General features: G+C 34.4%; 14 protein-coding genes. 7 read left to right on the top strand and 7 right to left on the bottom strand.

Going from position 1 to position 15,860, the window contains the following annotated elements:
• Positions 1–72: 72 nt before the first annotated feature.
• The 4 genes from R3L15_RS13050 to recA form a co-directional block, all read right to left on the bottom strand.
• On the bottom strand, positions 73–1,623 hold the full coding sequence (locus tag R3L15_RS13050) for a hypothetical protein (protein WP_338732195.1): 1,551 nt from the start codon (positions 1,621–1,623) through the stop codon (positions 73–75).
• A 3-nt stretch (positions 1,624–1,626) separates the two neighbouring features.
• Positions 1,627–2,172, bottom strand: a complete 546-nt coding sequence (locus R3L15_RS13045) for a sigma-70 family RNA polymerase sigma factor (RefSeq protein ID WP_338732194.1) — start codon at positions 2,170–2,172, stop codon at positions 1,627–1,629.
• A gap of 24 nt (positions 2,173–2,196) precedes the next feature.
• Positions 2,197–2,601 carry a hypothetical protein gene (locus tag R3L15_RS13040; protein WP_338732193.1) on the bottom strand — a complete coding sequence of 135 codons (405 nt, stop codon included), beginning with the start codon at positions 2,599–2,601 and terminating at the stop codon, positions 2,197–2,199.
• A 103-nt stretch (positions 2,602–2,704) separates the two neighbouring features.
• Positions 2,705–3,712: a recombinase RecA gene (recA, locus tag R3L15_RS13035; protein WP_338732192.1), complete on the bottom strand. Its 1,008-nt coding sequence runs from the start codon at positions 3,710–3,712 to the stop codon at positions 2,705–2,707.
• Between the two features lie 462 nt (positions 3,713–4,174).
• Here recA and R3L15_RS13030 point away from each other — a divergent pair, with 462 nt between their 5' ends.
• The 7 genes from R3L15_RS13030 to R3L15_RS13000 all read left to right on the top strand — a co-directional run bounded on the left by R3L15_RS13030 (position 4,175) and on the right by R3L15_RS13000 (position 11,941).
• Positions 4,175–5,245: a rhodanese-related sulfurtransferase gene (locus R3L15_RS13030; RefSeq protein ID WP_338732191.1), complete on the top strand. Its 1,071-nt coding sequence runs from the start codon at positions 4,175–4,177 to the stop codon at positions 5,243–5,245.
• The gene (locus tag R3L15_RS13025; protein ID WP_338732190.1) at positions 5,246–6,250 is read left to right on the top strand and encodes a radical SAM protein; all 1,005 of its coding nucleotides are present in this window, start codon (positions 5,246–5,248) and stop codon (positions 6,248–6,250) included.
• Between the two features lie 120 nt (positions 6,251–6,370).
• A complete protein-coding gene (locus R3L15_RS13020; protein ID WP_338732189.1) occupies positions 6,371–7,555 on the top strand; it encodes a regulatory iron-sulfur-containing complex subunit RicT in 1,185 nt (394 codons plus the stop codon).
• Positions 7,545–8,033 (top strand): gliding motility lipoprotein GldH, encoded by a 489-nt coding sequence (locus R3L15_RS13015; RefSeq protein ID WP_338732188.1) that lies wholly within the window; start codon positions 7,545–7,547, stop codon positions 8,031–8,033. Before R3L15_RS13020 ends, R3L15_RS13015 begins: the two co-directional genes overlap by 11 nt.
• Before the next feature lie 9 nt (positions 8,034–8,042).
• Complete coding sequence (locus tag R3L15_RS13010; protein ID WP_338732187.1) at positions 8,043–10,370, top strand: transglycosylase domain-containing protein; 2,328 nt, start codon at positions 8,043–8,045, stop codon at positions 10,368–10,370.
• A gap of 210 nt (positions 10,371–10,580) precedes the next feature.
• On the top strand, positions 10,581–11,282 hold the full coding sequence (locus R3L15_RS13005; protein WP_338732186.1) for a CoA transferase subunit A: 702 nt from the start codon (positions 10,581–10,583) through the stop codon (positions 11,280–11,282).
• Positions 11,283–11,284: 2 nt separating this feature from the next.
• On the top strand, positions 11,285–11,941 hold the full coding sequence (locus R3L15_RS13000; RefSeq protein WP_338732185.1) for a 3-oxoacid CoA-transferase subunit B: 657 nt from the start codon (positions 11,285–11,287) through the stop codon (positions 11,939–11,941).
• A 360-nt stretch (positions 11,942–12,301) separates the two neighbouring features.
• On the opposite strand, the gene R3L15_RS12995 is transcribed toward R3L15_RS13000, so the two are convergent.
• Genes R3L15_RS12995 through R3L15_RS12985 form a run of 3 tightly spaced genes read right to left on the bottom strand, consistent with a single transcriptional unit; the run spans position 12,302 to position 15,854 of the window.
• Complete coding sequence (locus R3L15_RS12995; protein WP_338732184.1) at positions 12,302–13,993, bottom strand: ABC transporter ATP-binding protein; 1,692 nt, start codon at positions 13,991–13,993, stop codon at positions 12,302–12,304.
• Positions 13,994–14,707, bottom strand: a complete 714-nt coding sequence (locus tag R3L15_RS12990; protein WP_338732183.1) for a 3'-5' exonuclease — start codon at positions 14,705–14,707, stop codon at positions 13,994–13,996.
• Complete coding sequence (locus R3L15_RS12985; protein WP_338732182.1) at positions 14,697–15,854, bottom strand: serine hydrolase; 1,158 nt, start codon at positions 15,852–15,854, stop codon at positions 14,697–14,699. Before R3L15_RS12985 ends, R3L15_RS12990 begins: the two co-directional genes overlap by 11 nt.
• Between the last annotated feature and the right edge of the window lie 6 nt (positions 15,855–15,860).

Raw genomic sequence — 15,860 nt, 5'->3', positions numbered from 1 at the left:
GGCACTAAGTGACTTTTTTATATTATTGAAGGCACTTATGGTTACTTTCAATAATAATTCTAGCTTAACCAACTAAAACCTAAAACTAAATCCTGAATACACGCCAATAATATATGGGTTAAAATTACCAGACGTGTTTTCGTATGCGTTAAATTGATACTTAAATGTTGGTTCTAAATTAAATTTAAACGTATCGGTAAATTTATAGTTAAAACCAAGCCCAAGGTTACCACTAAAACTTAAATCGTTAATATTGTTTGCTTCGCCAATATGATTTTTATAGCCATCAAATTCAGAATAAATCTGATTGTCGTCTAGGAAAAAGGTGCTAACACCACCAATAACTTGTATTCCAAATCTACTTTCCAATAAATTGTATTCTATTTCTATAGGAATTTCAAAATAGCTCAATCGTTGACTAATAGCTGCATTGTAGTTTTGAGAGAATATTTCAGGAACATTAGAGGCCTGAATAGTATTAGAGCTAATAGCAGCAATATTTTGACTACTGGACGATAAAGAGACATTCTTTAAAGGAGAAATTTGCTGATTTCCTGCGCTTTCGTATAAGATGACACCATTAGTATCGTAACTTAAATTTAATGAATTTATACCTGTTCTAAGCGCCCATTTTTTATTTAAAGCATAACTTACATTAACACCATAACTTGTGTTAACTTCTCCAGTTTTAGAGTTTCCTACAAATTGCTCATCAATATGTGAGCCATCGCCAAAAGAGTTGTAATAAACAGGGGCAATGTTAGCACTAACTTGCCACCTGTTTGTTACGTTTTCTTCTTCATTATTTTGTTCGGCTTCTTTAGCTGTGGCTATTGCTTTTTCTATAGCATTTTCTGTATGAATTGTTATTAAGGTATCTGCGGTTATTCCATTTTTAGGTATAGTTGTTTTTAAGTTAGGGCTTAAATAGCTTTCTATTTCTGTAATGCTATTTTTTGCTGTTGAAGAATAAGAATAAATACTACTTTCATCATTAGAAGCTTGATAAATATTCTTTTGTTTTAAAGAGTTAGTACGATTTTTTGTATTAACAGGTGTTTGGTTTGTATTAGCTAATTGTGTTGTGTTTTGAGTTTTATTGGCACTTGCCATATTTTTACGCCCTGTGTTTTTTGTCACAGTACTTGTGTTAGAAGCTGTCTTGCCGCTTTCGGTTAATGCTTTATTAGAAACTGTTTTTGAAGGCGTAGAAACATATTGCTTTGTTTTTATGTTTTGCTTTTGTTTTAACAAAACCTCTTGCTTATCACTTTCTTCTATTGATGCATTTTTGGAAGCGTTTGTATTAAGCGTTTTTGTACTAGAAGGAGAGTCGTTTTCTGCTGTTTTTATATTATTAGTATTCGTGTTAACAACAGTAGGTTTTTTTTCTTCATTCTCGTTAAAATCCATTTGTAGTAAACCACTTATAGCGAGTATAAAAATTAAAATAGCTGCCACGCTAGAAAGTTTAACCCAAAAAGGAATAGCTTTTGGCGTTTTATTATTCTCAGATTGATGAAGCTCATTTTGAATGCCTTCCCAAACTTGTTTGCTTGGTGAGGCTTCAAAATCTTTGAATTTTTCTTGAAAAATTCTGTCTATATGTTTTTTATCACTCATTTATTATAATGATTGTGAGTTTGTTTTTTCTAAATAATGCGTCACCTTTTCTTTTAAAATAGCTCTTGCTCTGGAAAGGTTAGATTTTGATGTTCCTGTTGAAATGGAAAGCATTTCTGAAATGTCTTTATGTGAAAACCCGTCTAACACATAAAGGTTAAAAACCAGTCTGTATCTGTCGGGTAATTCTTGCACACATTCTAATAAATAGTCTAAAGGAATATCAATGTCATCATTTATATCAACTTGATTACTTTCAATATTTTCTTCATCGATAATTTCAAAAACATCTTGTTTTCTATACCGTTGCAACGCTGTGTTTATAGCAATGCGTTTCATCCAACCTTCAAAAGAACCTTTACCTTTATATTGTGATATTTTTTTAAAAATAGTCACAAAGGTATCTTGCAGATTATCTTCTGCCTCAGCGTAGTTTCTAGAATACTTTAAGCAAATAGAAAACAGTGTTCTCGAAAAGAGATGGTAAAGTTCGCCTTGCGCTTTAGTATCATTGTTACTACATTTTTGTATGAGTTTTTTTAAACCCAAATGAAAGTGTATTAATTTTTAAATTCATTCTACAACAGGTACTTCAACAATCATATATTCGTCTTCGCCATTATCATCTTCTCCTTGCCAAAACTTAAATATATACGATCCTGTTTCTGTTGGTTTAAAGTTGAAAGAGATTTCAAGTTCGGCATCAATAGTTTCGCAAGCATCGTTTGGAAATACTGTTGAAATTATAGCCACTGTTCTTTCGTTTTCAGATTTGGCGTAATAAATATCGTAAAACGCATGGCAATTTGTAGGACGAATATAAGTTAGTTGAATGTCATAAACTTCGTTAAGTTCAAATTCATCCGGCACAATAGCTGATTCTACAGGTAAAATCTCATGATATGTTTCTGGAGAATCATCTTCTACAGAACATGAAAAAGTAAGTAAAATAAGTAATATTGCTAGGGTTTTCTTCATTATAAAAAAATAAATACAATTCTTCCTTTAATTGGTAGATGCAGAAAGTAGAAAAAGGTTGCGTAGTAAAATAAAAAATCCCGAATTAACGGGATTTTTAAAATTATTCTTTAGAAGCTTTTATTTCTTCTTTAATTTTTTCTTCAAGCTCTTCCATAAGCTCGGGGTTGTCTTTTATTAATGCTTTAACAGCATCTCGGCCTTGCCCTAATTTGGTGTCGCCATAACTAAACCATGAGCCACTTTTTTTAACAACATTATAATCTACAGCAATGTCTAATATTTCACCAACTTTAGAAACGCCTTCGCCATACATAATATCAAACTCGGCGGTTTTAAATGGTGGTGCTACTTTATTTTTAACAACTTTAACTCTAGTTTTATTACCAGAAACTTCACCATTGCTGTCTTTTATTTGTGTAGAGCGTCTAATATCTAAACGTACCGAAGCATAAAATTTTAAGGCGTTACCACCCGTAGTTGTTTCTGGGTTACCAAACATAACACCAATTTTTTCACGCAGCTGATTAATAAACACCATAGTACAATTGGTTTTGCTAATAGAAGCTGTAAGCTTTCTTAAAGCTTGAGACATTAAGCGGGCATGTAATCCCATTTTAGAGTCTCCCATTTCGCCTTCAATTTCGCTTTTTGGTGTTAAAGCTGCTACAGAGTCTACTACAATGATATCAATAGCGCCAGAGCGTACTAAATTATCGGCAATTTCAAGGGCTTGTTCACCATGGTCTGGTTGCGAAATAATTAAATTGTCAATATCCACCCCTAGTTTTTCGGCATAAAATCTATCAAAAGCATGTTCGGCATCAATAAACGCAGCAATACCTCCGGCTTTTTGTGCCTCGGCAATAGCATGAAGCGTTAACGTGGTTTTACCAGAAGATTCTGGACCATATATTTCTATAACACGACCTCTAGGGTAGCCGCCTACGCCTAAGGCTAAATCCAAACCTAAAGATCCTGTAGAAATCGCATCAACATCTACAATAGCTTGGTCGCTCATTTTCATTACGGTACCTTTTCCGTAAGCTTTGTCTAATTTATCTAAGGTAAGTTTTAAGGCTTTTAATTTGGCATCTTTTTCGTTACTCATTACTCGTCTTTTGCGTTAAATTATTCATGCTAAAATACGATAAGTTTTCATCTTTTCAATTTTACAACGCAACCTTTTTCTACTTTATGCATCTACTATATAAAATGGGGAAGATTTGCTATGAAAACGGTATGGTGTGATTCCTTTTTAAGGCTCGCACCATATTTTTCCTCTGATTAACGTTTAAAATATTTTAATCGGATGCGATTTTTTAGAAAAATTATTAGAAATTCGATATTAGGCGTTTCAGCTGTTATACTTATAAATAGCAGTTGTAAAGCCGATGGGGGTTAACTCGTTAACTTTTTTGATTTAAGAAAAGAAATTAAAAAATTAATAACGAGTTAGTCTACTTAAAGCACTTTGTACAGTCTACAAAGTGCTTTTTGTTTGCAACAACAAAAAATACGTACCTTTGCCCCAAATAAAATAAAACCTTTAACCTTAAAACATTAGTATAGCATGCAACTGTACAATAACTTAAGCGCTAAAGAAAGAGCAAAACTTATTGAAGAAGCTGGTAAAGACCGCTTAACAATCTCTTTCTACAAGTACGCCAAAATTGGAAATCCAGAAATTTTTAGAAATCATATGTTCTTGGCTTGGGATGAATTTGAAGTCCTAGGAAGAATTTATGTTGCTAACGAAGGTATTAATGCACAATTATCTGTGCCAGCCGAAAATTTTAATGCGTTTAAAAACCATTTAGACACTATTACTTTTTTAGAAAACGTAAGATTAAATATTGCTGTAGAGCAAGATAATTTTTCATTTTTAAAATTAAAGGTAAAAGTGCGCTCAAAGATTTTAGCCGATGGTTTAAACGATGCTACCTTTGATGTAACCAATAAAGGCGAACATGTTAATGCAGAAAGATTTAACGAGCTAATTGAAGACCCCAACACGGTTTTAGTAGATATGCGTAATCACTACGAGACCGAAATAGGTCATTTTAAAAACGCTATAACACCAGATGTAGACACTTTTAGAGAGTCTCTGCCTATTATAGAAGATGATTTAAAAGAGCATAAAGAAGATAAAAACTTGGTGATGTATTGTACGGGAGGCATTCGTTGTGAAAAAGCCAGTGCCTATTACAAGCATCGTGGATTTAAAAATGTATTTCAGTTAGAAGGAGGCATTATAAACTATGTACACCAAGTAAATGAGGAAGGTCTAGATAACAAGTTTATTGGTAAAAACTTTGTGTTTGACGATCGTCGTGCCGAACGTATTTCAGACGATATTATCGCACAATGTCACCAATGCGGAAAACCAGCCGACACCCACACAAACTGTGCTAACGAAGCCTGCCATTTATTATTTATTCAATGCGATGACTGTAAAGAGAAAATGGAAAACTGTTGTTCTTCAACCTGTCAAGAGATTATACAATTGCCTTACGAAGAGCAAAAAGCCTTAAGAAGAGGTCAAGGTAACAGCAACGACATCTTTAAAAAAGGACGCGCAGACTATTTACCATATAAAAAAGACTTGAGGAATATTTTTGATACCTTGGGCAAAAATGCTTAAATGAATATATACAAGCTTTTACAGCTAAACAGGAAAATAAAAAGCCACAGAATTAAGTTTCTGGGGCTTTATCTGTTACATAAATTTAACAAACGCTATTTAGCGGTAAATTTAGATCCTGTAATGGCTTGTAACTTACGTTGTAAAATGTGCTATTTTACCGATGCCGATTATGTAAAAACCTTAAAAGGGCAATTTAAAGAAGAGGAACTGCAACGCGTAGCTAAAACCATTTTTAATCGGGCGCTAAAATTGCAAATAGGTTGCGGGACAGAACCCACACTATATAAAAAATTACCAGAATTGGTGGCTTTAGGAAAACGTTATAACGTGCCTTATATTTCGTTAACTACCAATGCTAATTTGTTAACCGAAGAAAAAATAGAAACCCTTTTAAAAGCTGGTTTAAACGAGTTTACCATTTCGCTCCATGGTGTTACAAAAGCAAGCTATGAGGGGTTTATGAAAAAAGCGAACTACGAAAAATTTCATAAGGCTTTTAAAGCGTTTGCCAAGCTAAAAGCGCATTATAATTTTAAAGTACGTATTAATTACACCTTTAACAAAGATAATTTTTACGAGCTTCAAGAATTTTTTAAGCATTTTGATGGTAAGAGTTTCGATATCCTTCAAGTAAGACCTATACAAAAAATAGGAAATACCGAATATAACGACTTCGATTTGCAGTCTTTACGCGAAGATTATCCAAAACTTATAAAACAAATACGATATAATTGTAAGAAAAACAATGTTACGTTATTAGCATCAGATACCATTCCAAATAAAAATTCAACTAACGACTCTAGCTTAATATTCGACTATACATTTTGTTATGTGTCCCCACAAAAATTTTGGAAAGAAGGCTTTAATTGGCAAACAGAGACATTTAACCAATACTCTAAAAAAATAGGTTGGAGTAAAACCTTATTTTCAAATATCTTTAAATCAAAAACAGCATTAAAGTCACGTAGTAACAGGCTTAATTACGAAGTTGAGTTTAATTAAAACAACAAAGTTTTATAGTCGCTGGAATAATCTTATCTTTACATATTAAATTAAATAGAATTATTAATTTTCTTCTGAAGGTGTTTCGCACACTTTTCAGAATCAATATATACACATTTTATGGGTTGTAACAGTTGTTCAACTGGAAAGGATGGTCAGCCGAAAGGATGCAAGAACAACGGAACTTGTGGAACGGATAGTTGCAATAAACTAACCGTTTTTGATTGGCTTTCTAATATGAACTTACCAAATGGCGAAGAGCCATTTAATTGGGTAGAAGTTCGTTATAAAAACGGTAGAAAACACTACTATAAAAACACCGAAAACTTAACATTAAATATAGGCGATGTTGTAGCAACTCAGGCACAATATGGCCACGATGTGGGTACAGTAACTTTAACAGGAGAGTTGGTTCGTGTTCAAATGAAACGAAAAAAAATTCCTTTTAATGGCGATGAGGTCTTTAAAGTTTACAGAAAAGCCTCACAAAAAGATATCGATATTTGGGTATCTGCACGAGAAAAAGAAGAAAAAATGAAGGTTAAGGCACGCCAATTTGCGATAGACTTAAACCTAAAAATGAAAATCTCCGATATTGAATATCAAGGAGATGCTAGTAAAGCTACGTTTTATTACACCGCCGAAGAACGGGTAGATTTTAGAGAACTTATCAAGATTTTTGCCAGAGAATTTAAAACAAGAATTGAAATGAAACAAGTAGGCTTCCGTCAAGAAGCCGCACGCTTAGGAGGTATTGGTTCTTGTGGTAGAGAGCTTTGTTGCTCAACTTGGTTAACCGATTTTCGTTCGGTAAGTACTTCGGCAGCAAGATACCAGCAATTGTCCTTAAACCCACAAAAACTTGCTGGGCAATGCGGAAAACTTAAATGCTGCTTAAATTATGAGCTAGATACTTACCTAGAAGCTATTAACGAGTTTCCTAAAACCGATATTAAATTAGAAACCCAAAAGGGGCTTGCTGTTTGCCAGAAAACCGATATTTTTAAAGGTATTATGTGGTATGCTTACGAAGGCGAGTGGGCAAACTGGTTTAAAATAACCAAAGACCAAGCAAAGGAAATTATAGCGCAAAACAAGAAGAATAAAAAAGTCGCTAGTTTAGAAGAATTTTCTGCTGAGGTTCCTGCAGAAGAAGATACTAAAACTAACTTTGAGAACGTTGTAGGACAAGACAGTTTAACGCGGTTTGATAGTAAAAAACCAAAAAAACGTCGAAATAATAAACGCAGAAAAAGTAGAAACAAACGCCGAAAACCTCAAAACAAAAAAAACAATGAGAAATAGCCTCTTTCTATTTCTTATTTGCTGTGCCATAATGTCTTGTAATAACAATATGGTTTATAGTGAATATAAGTCTTTGCAAAACCAAAAATGGCATAAAGACTCTATAGTTTCTTTTAAAATACATCCGCCAGACACCTTACAACCGTATAACTTATATGTCAACTTAAGAAATACCCATAAGTACAAGTACAACAACCTATTTCTTATTGTTGAAATGAATTTTCCGCATGGAAAAATAATAAAAGATACATTAGAGTATAAAATGGCAAAACCCAATGGTGAGTTGTTAGGTACAGGTTTTTCAAGTATTAAAGAAAACAAGCTTTGGTATAAAGAACACGTTGTGTTTAAAGAGAATGGCGAATATCAAGTAAATATTCAACACGCTATGAGAGAAAACGGTAAGGTAAATGGTGTGTTAAACTTAGAAGGCGTTACAGATGTTGGGTTTAGTGTTGAAACACCAGCAAGTAAATAAAAATCAGGTATGGCAAAGAAAAAACAAGTTAAACAGGAGCAAGGTTTTTCAAAATACGTAAGATGGTTTTGGATGCTTTTTTTAGGCGGACTTTTATTTGTTGCCTTATTATTTGTTTTGGCACGATTTGAAGTTTTTGGCGAAATGCCAGATCACACCGTTTTAGAAAACCCTAAAACAAGCTTAGCTACCGAAATTATATCGGCAGATGGAAAAACACTAGGTAAATTTTACTTTAACGACAACAGAACACCTGTAGGTTACGACGATTTGCCACAGCATTTAGTAAATGCTTTAATCGCTACCGAAGACGCCCGTTACTACAGTCACTCAGGAATTGACGCTTGGGGGACTTTACGAGCAGTCGTAAAAATGGGAAGTGGCGGAGGTGCTAGTACTATCTCACAACAATTAGCAAAACAATTATTTCATGGCGAAGGCTCAACCAATATAGCCGAAAGAATTACCCAGAAAATTAAAGAGTGGATAATTGCTATTCGTTTAGAACGCCAATATACCAAAGAAGAAATTATTGCCATGTATTTTAATATTTATGATTTTGGTAATAATGCCGATGGCATTCGTTCAGCATCGCGTATTTATTTCAACAAAGAACCACGAGATTTAGATATTAAAGAATCTGCCATGTTGGTAGGTATGTTTAAAAATTCGTCGTTATATAATCCTAGACCACATAGAAATCCTGTTGGTACAAAAAACAGACGTAATGTGGTGTTAAGCCAAATGGAAAAATATGAGTTTATCGATGAAAAATTAAAAGATTCACTCCAAAAAACAGAATTAGATTTAAACTATTCACCAGAATCGCACCGTGAAGGAATGGCCACTTATTTTAGAGAATATTTACGCGATTTTATGAAGCAATGGATTGAAAACAACCGTAAGCCAGACGGCTCTAAATACGATCTTTATGGCGATGGATTAAAAGTGTATACCACAATAGATTCTCGTATGCAACAACACGCCGAAGAGGCCATACAAAAACACATGCCAAGGCTTCAAGCAGAGTTTGATCATCAAAACACACCTAAACGTAATGCAACAGCACCGTTTTTAGGACTTACAGAGTCTGAAATAAGTGGACTAATGAAGCGTTCTATGAAACAATCTGAGCGCTGGAGACACATGAAATACGATTTAGGAAAATCGGATAAAGAGATTGAAGCATCGTTTAACAAACCAACACAAATGACGGTGTTTTCTTGGAAAGGTGAAATAGATACCATTATGAAGCCACTAGATTCTATGCGTTATTACAAATCATTCTTACATCCAGGAATGATGAGTATGAACCCACAAACAGGACATGTTAAAGTTTGGGTTGGTGGTATGAATTATAAGCATTTTCAATACGACCATGTCAAGCAAGGAAGACGCCAAGTAGGATCTACATTTAAACCATTTGTTTACGCTACAGCCATAGACCAATTACATTTATCGCCATGCGACGAATTGCCTAACACACAAATTACCATAGAAGCCGGTAAATATGGGAATACAAAACCATGGACACCAAAAAATGCGGGAGGTAAATACGGTGGTAACTTAACATTAAAAAACGCTCTGGCAAACTCGGTAAATACAATTACGGCTCGTTTAATGAACAAAGTAGGGCCACAACCTGTTATCGATCTTGTAAAAAAACTAGGTGTAGAAGCCGAAATACCTGTTGTACCATCTATAGCATTGGGTGCAGCAGACTTGAGTGTTTACGAAATGGTAGCAGCTTATGCCACATTTGCTAATGCAGGAGTATATAACGAACCTGTTATGGTAACACATATTGAAGATAAAAACGGTACCGTATTATACCAATTTAAACCAGAATCGCGCGATGTATTAAGTGCCGAAACCGCTTATGTAACTGTAAACCTAATGGAAGGTGTTACCCAAAGTGGTTCTGGACAACGATTAAGACACACTTGGGCTTCTAAAGTGCCCGTTTACAAAGAAATTATCACGGGATATCCTTACGAACTTTCCAATCCAATTGCAGGAAAAACAGGAACCACACAAAACCAAAGTGATGGTTGGTTTATGGGTATGGTACCTAATTTGGTAACTGGTGTTTGGGTTGGTGCCGAAGACCGTGCAGCTCACTTTAGAACGATTACTTACGGGCAAGGAGCTTCTATGGCATTACCTATTTGGGGAATGTTTATGAAAAGCTGTTATGAAGACGACCAACTTAATGTCTCTAAAGCAGAATTTGAAAAACCAAAAGAGTTAACTATTAATGTTGATTGTGAGACTTACCAGGAAGAAGAAGAAAATACATTACCTGAAGAAAACATACCAGACGAGTTAGATTTTTAATTTGTAATTTTTTTGGTAGTTGTATTTTACGTTTATATTAGAAACAACTAATAATTTTAATAAAAGTCACAATCTTCATTTTTAAGATGTTTCTTACTTCTTTGCAAAGGTCCTTGTAAAAAGAACAAAAGTCATACAGATAAGTTTTCTTAGATCATATTAAATCTCCTCGTATTTTTGTATTTTACGAATTGAAAAAATACGATTAAAATGATAAATAAAACAGTATCCAACGTTGCAGAAGCTCTAGAAGGCGTCTCTAACGACATGACTTTTATGCTTGGTGGTTTTGGACTTTGTGGCATACCTGAAAACGCCATATCAGAGCTAGTAAAACGTAATATAACAGGTCTTACCTGTATATCAAACAATGCTGGTGTAGACGATTTTGGCTTAGGGTTATTACTTCAAAAGCATCAAATTAATAAAATGATTTCCTCTTATGTGGGTGAAAATGATGAATTTGAACGTCAAATGTTATCAGGTGAGTTAGATGTAGAGCTTGTTCCGCAAGGCACTTTAGCCGAAAGATGCAAAGCCGCTCAATCTGGTTTTCCGGCATTTTACACACCAGCAGGTTATGGTACCGAAGTAGCCGAAGGTAAAGAAACACGTGAATTTAATGGCAAAATGTATGTTCTTGAAGAAGCTTTCAAAGCCGATTTTGCTTTTGTAAAAGCTTGGAAAGGAGATGAAGCTGGAAATCTTATTTTTAAAGGCACAGCACGAAATTTTAACCCTTGTATGTGTGGTGCTGCAACCATAACAGTTGCCGAGGTTGAAGAATTGGTTCCAGTAGGCGAACTTGACCCTAACCAAATACATATCCCTGGAATTTTCGTGCAACGCATTTTCCAAGGACAAGACTATGAAAAGCGTATAGAACAATTAACGGTAAGACAAAGACAATAATTATGGCACTAGATAAAAACGGAATAGCAAAACGTATTGCTAAAGAAGTAAAAGATGGCTTTTATGTTAATCTTGGAATAGGTATACCAACTTTGGTAGCCAATTTTGTGCGCGATGATATAGAAGTAGAGTTTCAAAGCGAAAATGGCGTTCTTGGTATGGGACCATTTCCTTTTGAAGGTGACGAAGATGCCGATTTAATAAACGCAGGAAAACAAACCATAACAGCATTACCAGGCGCGAGTTTTTTCGATTCGTCTATGAGTTTCTCTATGATTAGAGGAAAACATGTAGATTTAACTATTCTTGGAGCTATGGAAGTCGCTGAAAATGGTGATATCGCCAATTGGAAAATTCCTGGAAAAATGGTGAAAGGTATGGGCGGCGCTATGGACCTTGTAGCTAGTGCCGAAAACATTATTGTTGCTATGATGCATACTAATAAACGTGGCGAATCCAAACTGCTTAAAAGCTGTAGTTTACCTCTTACAGGGGTAGGTTGCGTCACTAAAATTGTAACAAACTTAGCGGTTATAGAAATAAAAGACAATGCATTCCACTTACTAGAACGTGCTCCAGGAGTTTCTGTTGAAGAGATACAAGCGGCTACCGAAGGCACACTTATTGTAAATGGCGATATCCCTGAAATGAAACTATAATAAGACCTATAACATATTAAAAAGCCACTTCATTGAAGTGGCTTTTTTGTGGGAAAAAGTTTATTATTACATTTAAAATGTTAAAAAAACATGCGTTTCATCGATTTTTAATGCTTTTTAGCTGATAATTTTAAAAAGTTTGTCATATTAGTAATCCCAAATCAAACTAATTAAACCAAATCTATCATAAACTTAAATTTATGATTTTTGCCCTAAATCCACCATGAATTTTTACTTATGAACCATGTTGCCCCAAATCTACCAAAACCTACTTTTTTTGAAAGCAAATTTTTTACGAGCATTCAAAATTCATTAAAATTTTTAAGAAACGTTTTTAAGTTAACTAGAAAAGTATTTATGCTATAATCCTTTTGGAATAGCATGAATTAATTTTTTGGTATAGACTGTTTTAGGGCTGTTGTAGATGTCGTCAGCATCACCAATGTCTTCAATCTTACCCTGATTCATAACAAGTAATTGATCGGACATATATTTTACTACCGATAAATCGTGGGAAATGAAAATATAAGTGAAGTTATAATTTTCTTTTAATTCATTCAACAAATTTAATACTTGTGCCTGAACAGAAATATCTAAAGCAGAGACCGATTCGTCACAAATAATTAGCTCGGGTTGTAAAGCAATTGTTCTTGCAATACCAATACGTTGGCGTTGCCCACCAGAAAATTCATGAGGGTATTTATTAAAGTCGTCTTTAGAGAGTCCAACACGTTCTAATAGTTCTAATACACGTTGTTTTCTGTCTTTTGTTGAGGTCCCTATTTTATGAACTTCCATGGGTTCCATAATAGCTTTTCCTACAGGAATTCTTGGGTTTAAAGATGCAAATGGATCTTGAAAAATAATTTGTATATCCTTACGTAGTTTACGTTCATCTTTTGGTGTTAAGTTGGTAATATCTTTTCCTTTATATATAATATTACCCTTGGTGGCTTTGTCTAATAATAGAATAGCATTGGATAATGTAGATTTTCCACAACCAGATTCGCCTACAAGACCTAACGTTTCACCTTCATAAACCTTAAAGCTTACATTGTTAACAGCCTTAAACCCTTCCTTTTTTGAAAACCAACCCGACTTTGAGAAATAGGTTTTTTCAAGATTAAATACTTCTAATAATGGTTGTTTACTATATAAAGAAGCCTGTTTTTTTTCGCGTTCTTCTTTGCTAATAATAGCTTTGTTTACGGTATTATTTAACACATCTTTAATGGTGGGTAACCGCTTAAACCGTACACTTAACGATGGTTTAGAAGCGATTAAAGCTTTGGTGTATTTGTGTTTTGGTGATTTAAAAATGCTTGTTTTATCACCTTGTTCAACAATATTGCCTTGATACATTACTAGCACTCTGTTAGCTATTTCAGATACTAAAGACAAGTCGTGAGAGATAAAAATGATACTCATTTTAGTGTCTTCTTGTAAACTTTTTAATAACTGAATAATATCTTTTTGTACTGTAACATCCAGAGCTGTTGTGGGTTCGTCTGCAATTAATATTTTAGGTTTGCAGGCAATGGCCATAGCAATCATAACGCGTTGCTTTTGTCCGCCAGAAATTTCGTGTGGATAGGCCTTATAAACACGATTGGACTGTGGTAGTTTAACTTTATCAAAAAGCGTTAAGGTTTCCTCCTTGGCTTCTTGTTTATTTAAGTTTGTATGTTGTAATAGTATTTCTTCAACCTGTTTACCACAGGTCATTGTAGGGTTTAAAGAACTCATGGGTTCTTGAAAAATCATAGCAATTTCATGCCCTCTTACATGTTGTAATTCTTTATTAGTTAAACCAATAAGTTCTTTGTTAAGAAAGGTAATACGGCCATGGGTAATTTTAGAAACTTTTTTTGGTAACAATCCCATAATAGCCAATGAAGAAATAGATTTTCCCGAGCCGGATTCTCCAACAATACCTAAAATCTCATTAGAAAAAAGTTGGTATGAGATTCCATGAATAACTTCGTTTTCTTGTTTTTGAGAAGTAAACGAAATGGTTAGGTTTTCTACAGTGAGAATAGGATTTGAACTCATTTATATATGAATAATTTCATTGTCATGTAACAATTCGTCACCGCGTAAACGTAATAAAATTTGCGCTACAGCTATGGTGTCTTTTTCACAATATTGAACAATTCTATCAACATCTTGTTCTTCGTAATATACTTGATAAACTTCACTCCCATCTATATCATCTTTTGGTGATGGAACGCCTAAAACATTAGTTAATAATTTTAGCGATGTATAATTTTTATAGTCGCCAAACTTCCATAGTTCTAAAGTATCTAAATGGGGAACTTCCCAAGGTTTTTTGCCAAATAAGTTTAGTTTGTAGGGTAATTCTATGTTATGAATAACCATGCGTCTGGCTATGTAAGGAAAATCGAATTCCTTACCATTATGAGCACATAATAAGTGTTTGGCTTTGCTGAAATGTGAAATTAGGAGATTTTTAAAATCCTTTAAAATTTTGACTTCATCGCCAAAAAACGACGTCACTCTAAAGGCTCTTACATCGTTTGTAATGTTAAAGTAGCCCACCGAAATACAGACTATTTTTCCAAATTCGGCCCAAATACCAGCTCGTTCGTAAAACTCTTCGGCAGTGTAATCGTCTTTACGTTGGTATTGCGATTTGGTTTCCCAAAGTTGTTGTTTGGTTTCGTCTAAATCGGAAAATTGTGCTGTTTCAGGAACGGTTTCAATATCTAAAAATAATATGTTTTCTAAGTTAAGTTTAGAAATCATCTCCTAGCATTTTATAGGCTTCTTCAATATAAGTTGTAATATCTGGTGTAAAAGTTGCTACGGCATCGCCAGCACCTTTAGAGTGTCCTAAACGTACTATAATAACATTATCGTTAGGTTCTACAATAACATATTGCCCTAAATGACCACGCATCATAAAGAAAGATTTGTCCCCCATTTTACGTAACCACCAGCCATAACCATACTGTGGGCTTTCTTTAAAACGTGGTGTAATGGACCTAGCTATAAAAGAAGAATCTAATAATTGCTTGCCATTCCATTTACCATGGTCTTTGTAAAGTTTTCCCATACGCGCAAAATCTTTAGCGTTACTCGCAATACAGCAGTAGGCCTTCACTAAATCATGATCTTCACTATCTAGCTGCCACAAAGCTTGATTTTCGCTACCCATAGGTTTCCAGAAACTTTCGGTAAGATAATCATACAGGTTTTTCCCAGTGGCGCGTTCTATAACAATAGCCAACATTTGGGTGTCGCCACTGGCATATTTAAAGGCTTGTCCAGGTTCGTTTACCACTTTTAATCCGGTCATAACTTTTGTTAAGTCATCGTCAAAATAAGCTCTTGTGGTGATAGAAAAAGGCGAATAGTAACGTTCGTCCCAATTGGTGCCTGACGACATGCTAGATAAATCGCCAACAGTCATCTTTGCGGCTTTTCCTTCGCAAAATTCAGGGATAAAATCACAAACAGGTTGATCTAGACTTTCTATATGGCCTTCCATTATGGCTTTTCCTAGCATGGCCGAGACATAACTCTTAGCCATAGAAAATGAGTTGGATTTTGAGTTTTCATCAAAACCATCGTAATATTTTTCAAACCAAACACTATCATTTTTAATGATAACGTAGGCTATGGTGCCTAAATTTGTATTGGTTTGCTGTAGTTTTTTGGTAACTTTTACTGTGTTGTAATCTTTATGATTTGGCCAAGGTTGAGGTGTGCCAACCTCAAGCGGTTTGTTGTCAAAATGCTTATAGTCTTCGAGGTAAGCTGTTGTATGGCCATTTAAATAGATGGTTCTAACAGCTTTTATAAGATAATCTGTATCAGTAATATAAAGAACAACAATAAGTAATGCCAATAGGATAGCCACCCATTTTACGAGTTTTTTTAAGTATTTCATTCGGTT

The organism is Mangrovimonas cancribranchiae (assembly GCF_037126245.1).
GTDB classification, from domain to species: Bacteria; Bacteroidota; Bacteroidia; order Flavobacteriales; family Flavobacteriaceae; genus Mangrovimonas; species Mangrovimonas cancribranchiae.
The sequence above is the reverse complement of the archived record's forward strand: the minus strand, read 5'-3'. Positions and strand labels throughout refer to the sequence as shown.

Excerpts from the sequence above, each read along its gene's own strand:
- R3L15_RS13050 (WP_338732195.1), bottom strand. The coding sequence starts at position 1,623 with ATGAGTGATAAAAAACATATAGACAGAATTTTTCAAGAAAAATTCAAA.
- R3L15_RS13040 (WP_338732193.1), bottom strand. The coding sequence starts at position 2,601 with ATGAAGAAAACCCTAGCAATATTACTTATTTTACTTACTTTTTCATGT.
- recA (WP_338732192.1), bottom strand. The coding sequence starts at position 3,712 with ATGAGTAACGAAAAAGATGCCAAATTAAAAGCCTTAAAACTTACCTTA.
- R3L15_RS13030 (WP_338732191.1), top strand. The coding sequence starts at position 4,175 with ATGCAACTGTACAATAACTTAAGCGCTAAAGAAAGAGCAAAACTTATT.
- R3L15_RS13025 (WP_338732190.1), top strand. The coding sequence starts at position 5,246 with ATGAATATATACAAGCTTTTACAGCTAAACAGGAAAATAAAAAGCCAC.
- R3L15_RS13020 (WP_338732189.1), top strand. The coding sequence starts at position 6,371 with ATGGGTTGTAACAGTTGTTCAACTGGAAAGGATGGTCAGCCGAAAGGA.
- R3L15_RS13015 (WP_338732188.1), top strand. The coding sequence starts at position 7,545 with ATGAGAAATAGCCTCTTTCTATTTCTTATTTGCTGTGCCATAATGTCT.
- R3L15_RS13010 (WP_338732187.1), top strand. The coding sequence starts at position 8,043 with ATGGCAAAGAAAAAACAAGTTAAACAGGAGCAAGGTTTTTCAAAATAC.
- R3L15_RS13005 (WP_338732186.1), top strand. The coding sequence starts at position 10,581 with ATGATAAATAAAACAGTATCCAACGTTGCAGAAGCTCTAGAAGGCGTC.
- R3L15_RS13000 (WP_338732185.1), top strand. The coding sequence starts at position 11,285 with ATGGCACTAGATAAAAACGGAATAGCAAAACGTATTGCTAAAGAAGTA.
- R3L15_RS12995 (WP_338732184.1), bottom strand. The coding sequence starts at position 13,993 with ATGAGTTCAAATCCTATTCTCACTGTAGAAAACCTAACCATTTCGTTT.
- R3L15_RS12990 (WP_338732183.1), bottom strand. The coding sequence starts at position 14,707 with ATGATTTCTAAACTTAACTTAGAAAACATATTATTTTTAGATATTGAA.
- R3L15_RS12985 (WP_338732182.1), bottom strand. The coding sequence starts at position 15,854 with ATGAAATACTTAAAAAAACTCGTAAAATGGGTGGCTATCCTATTGGCA.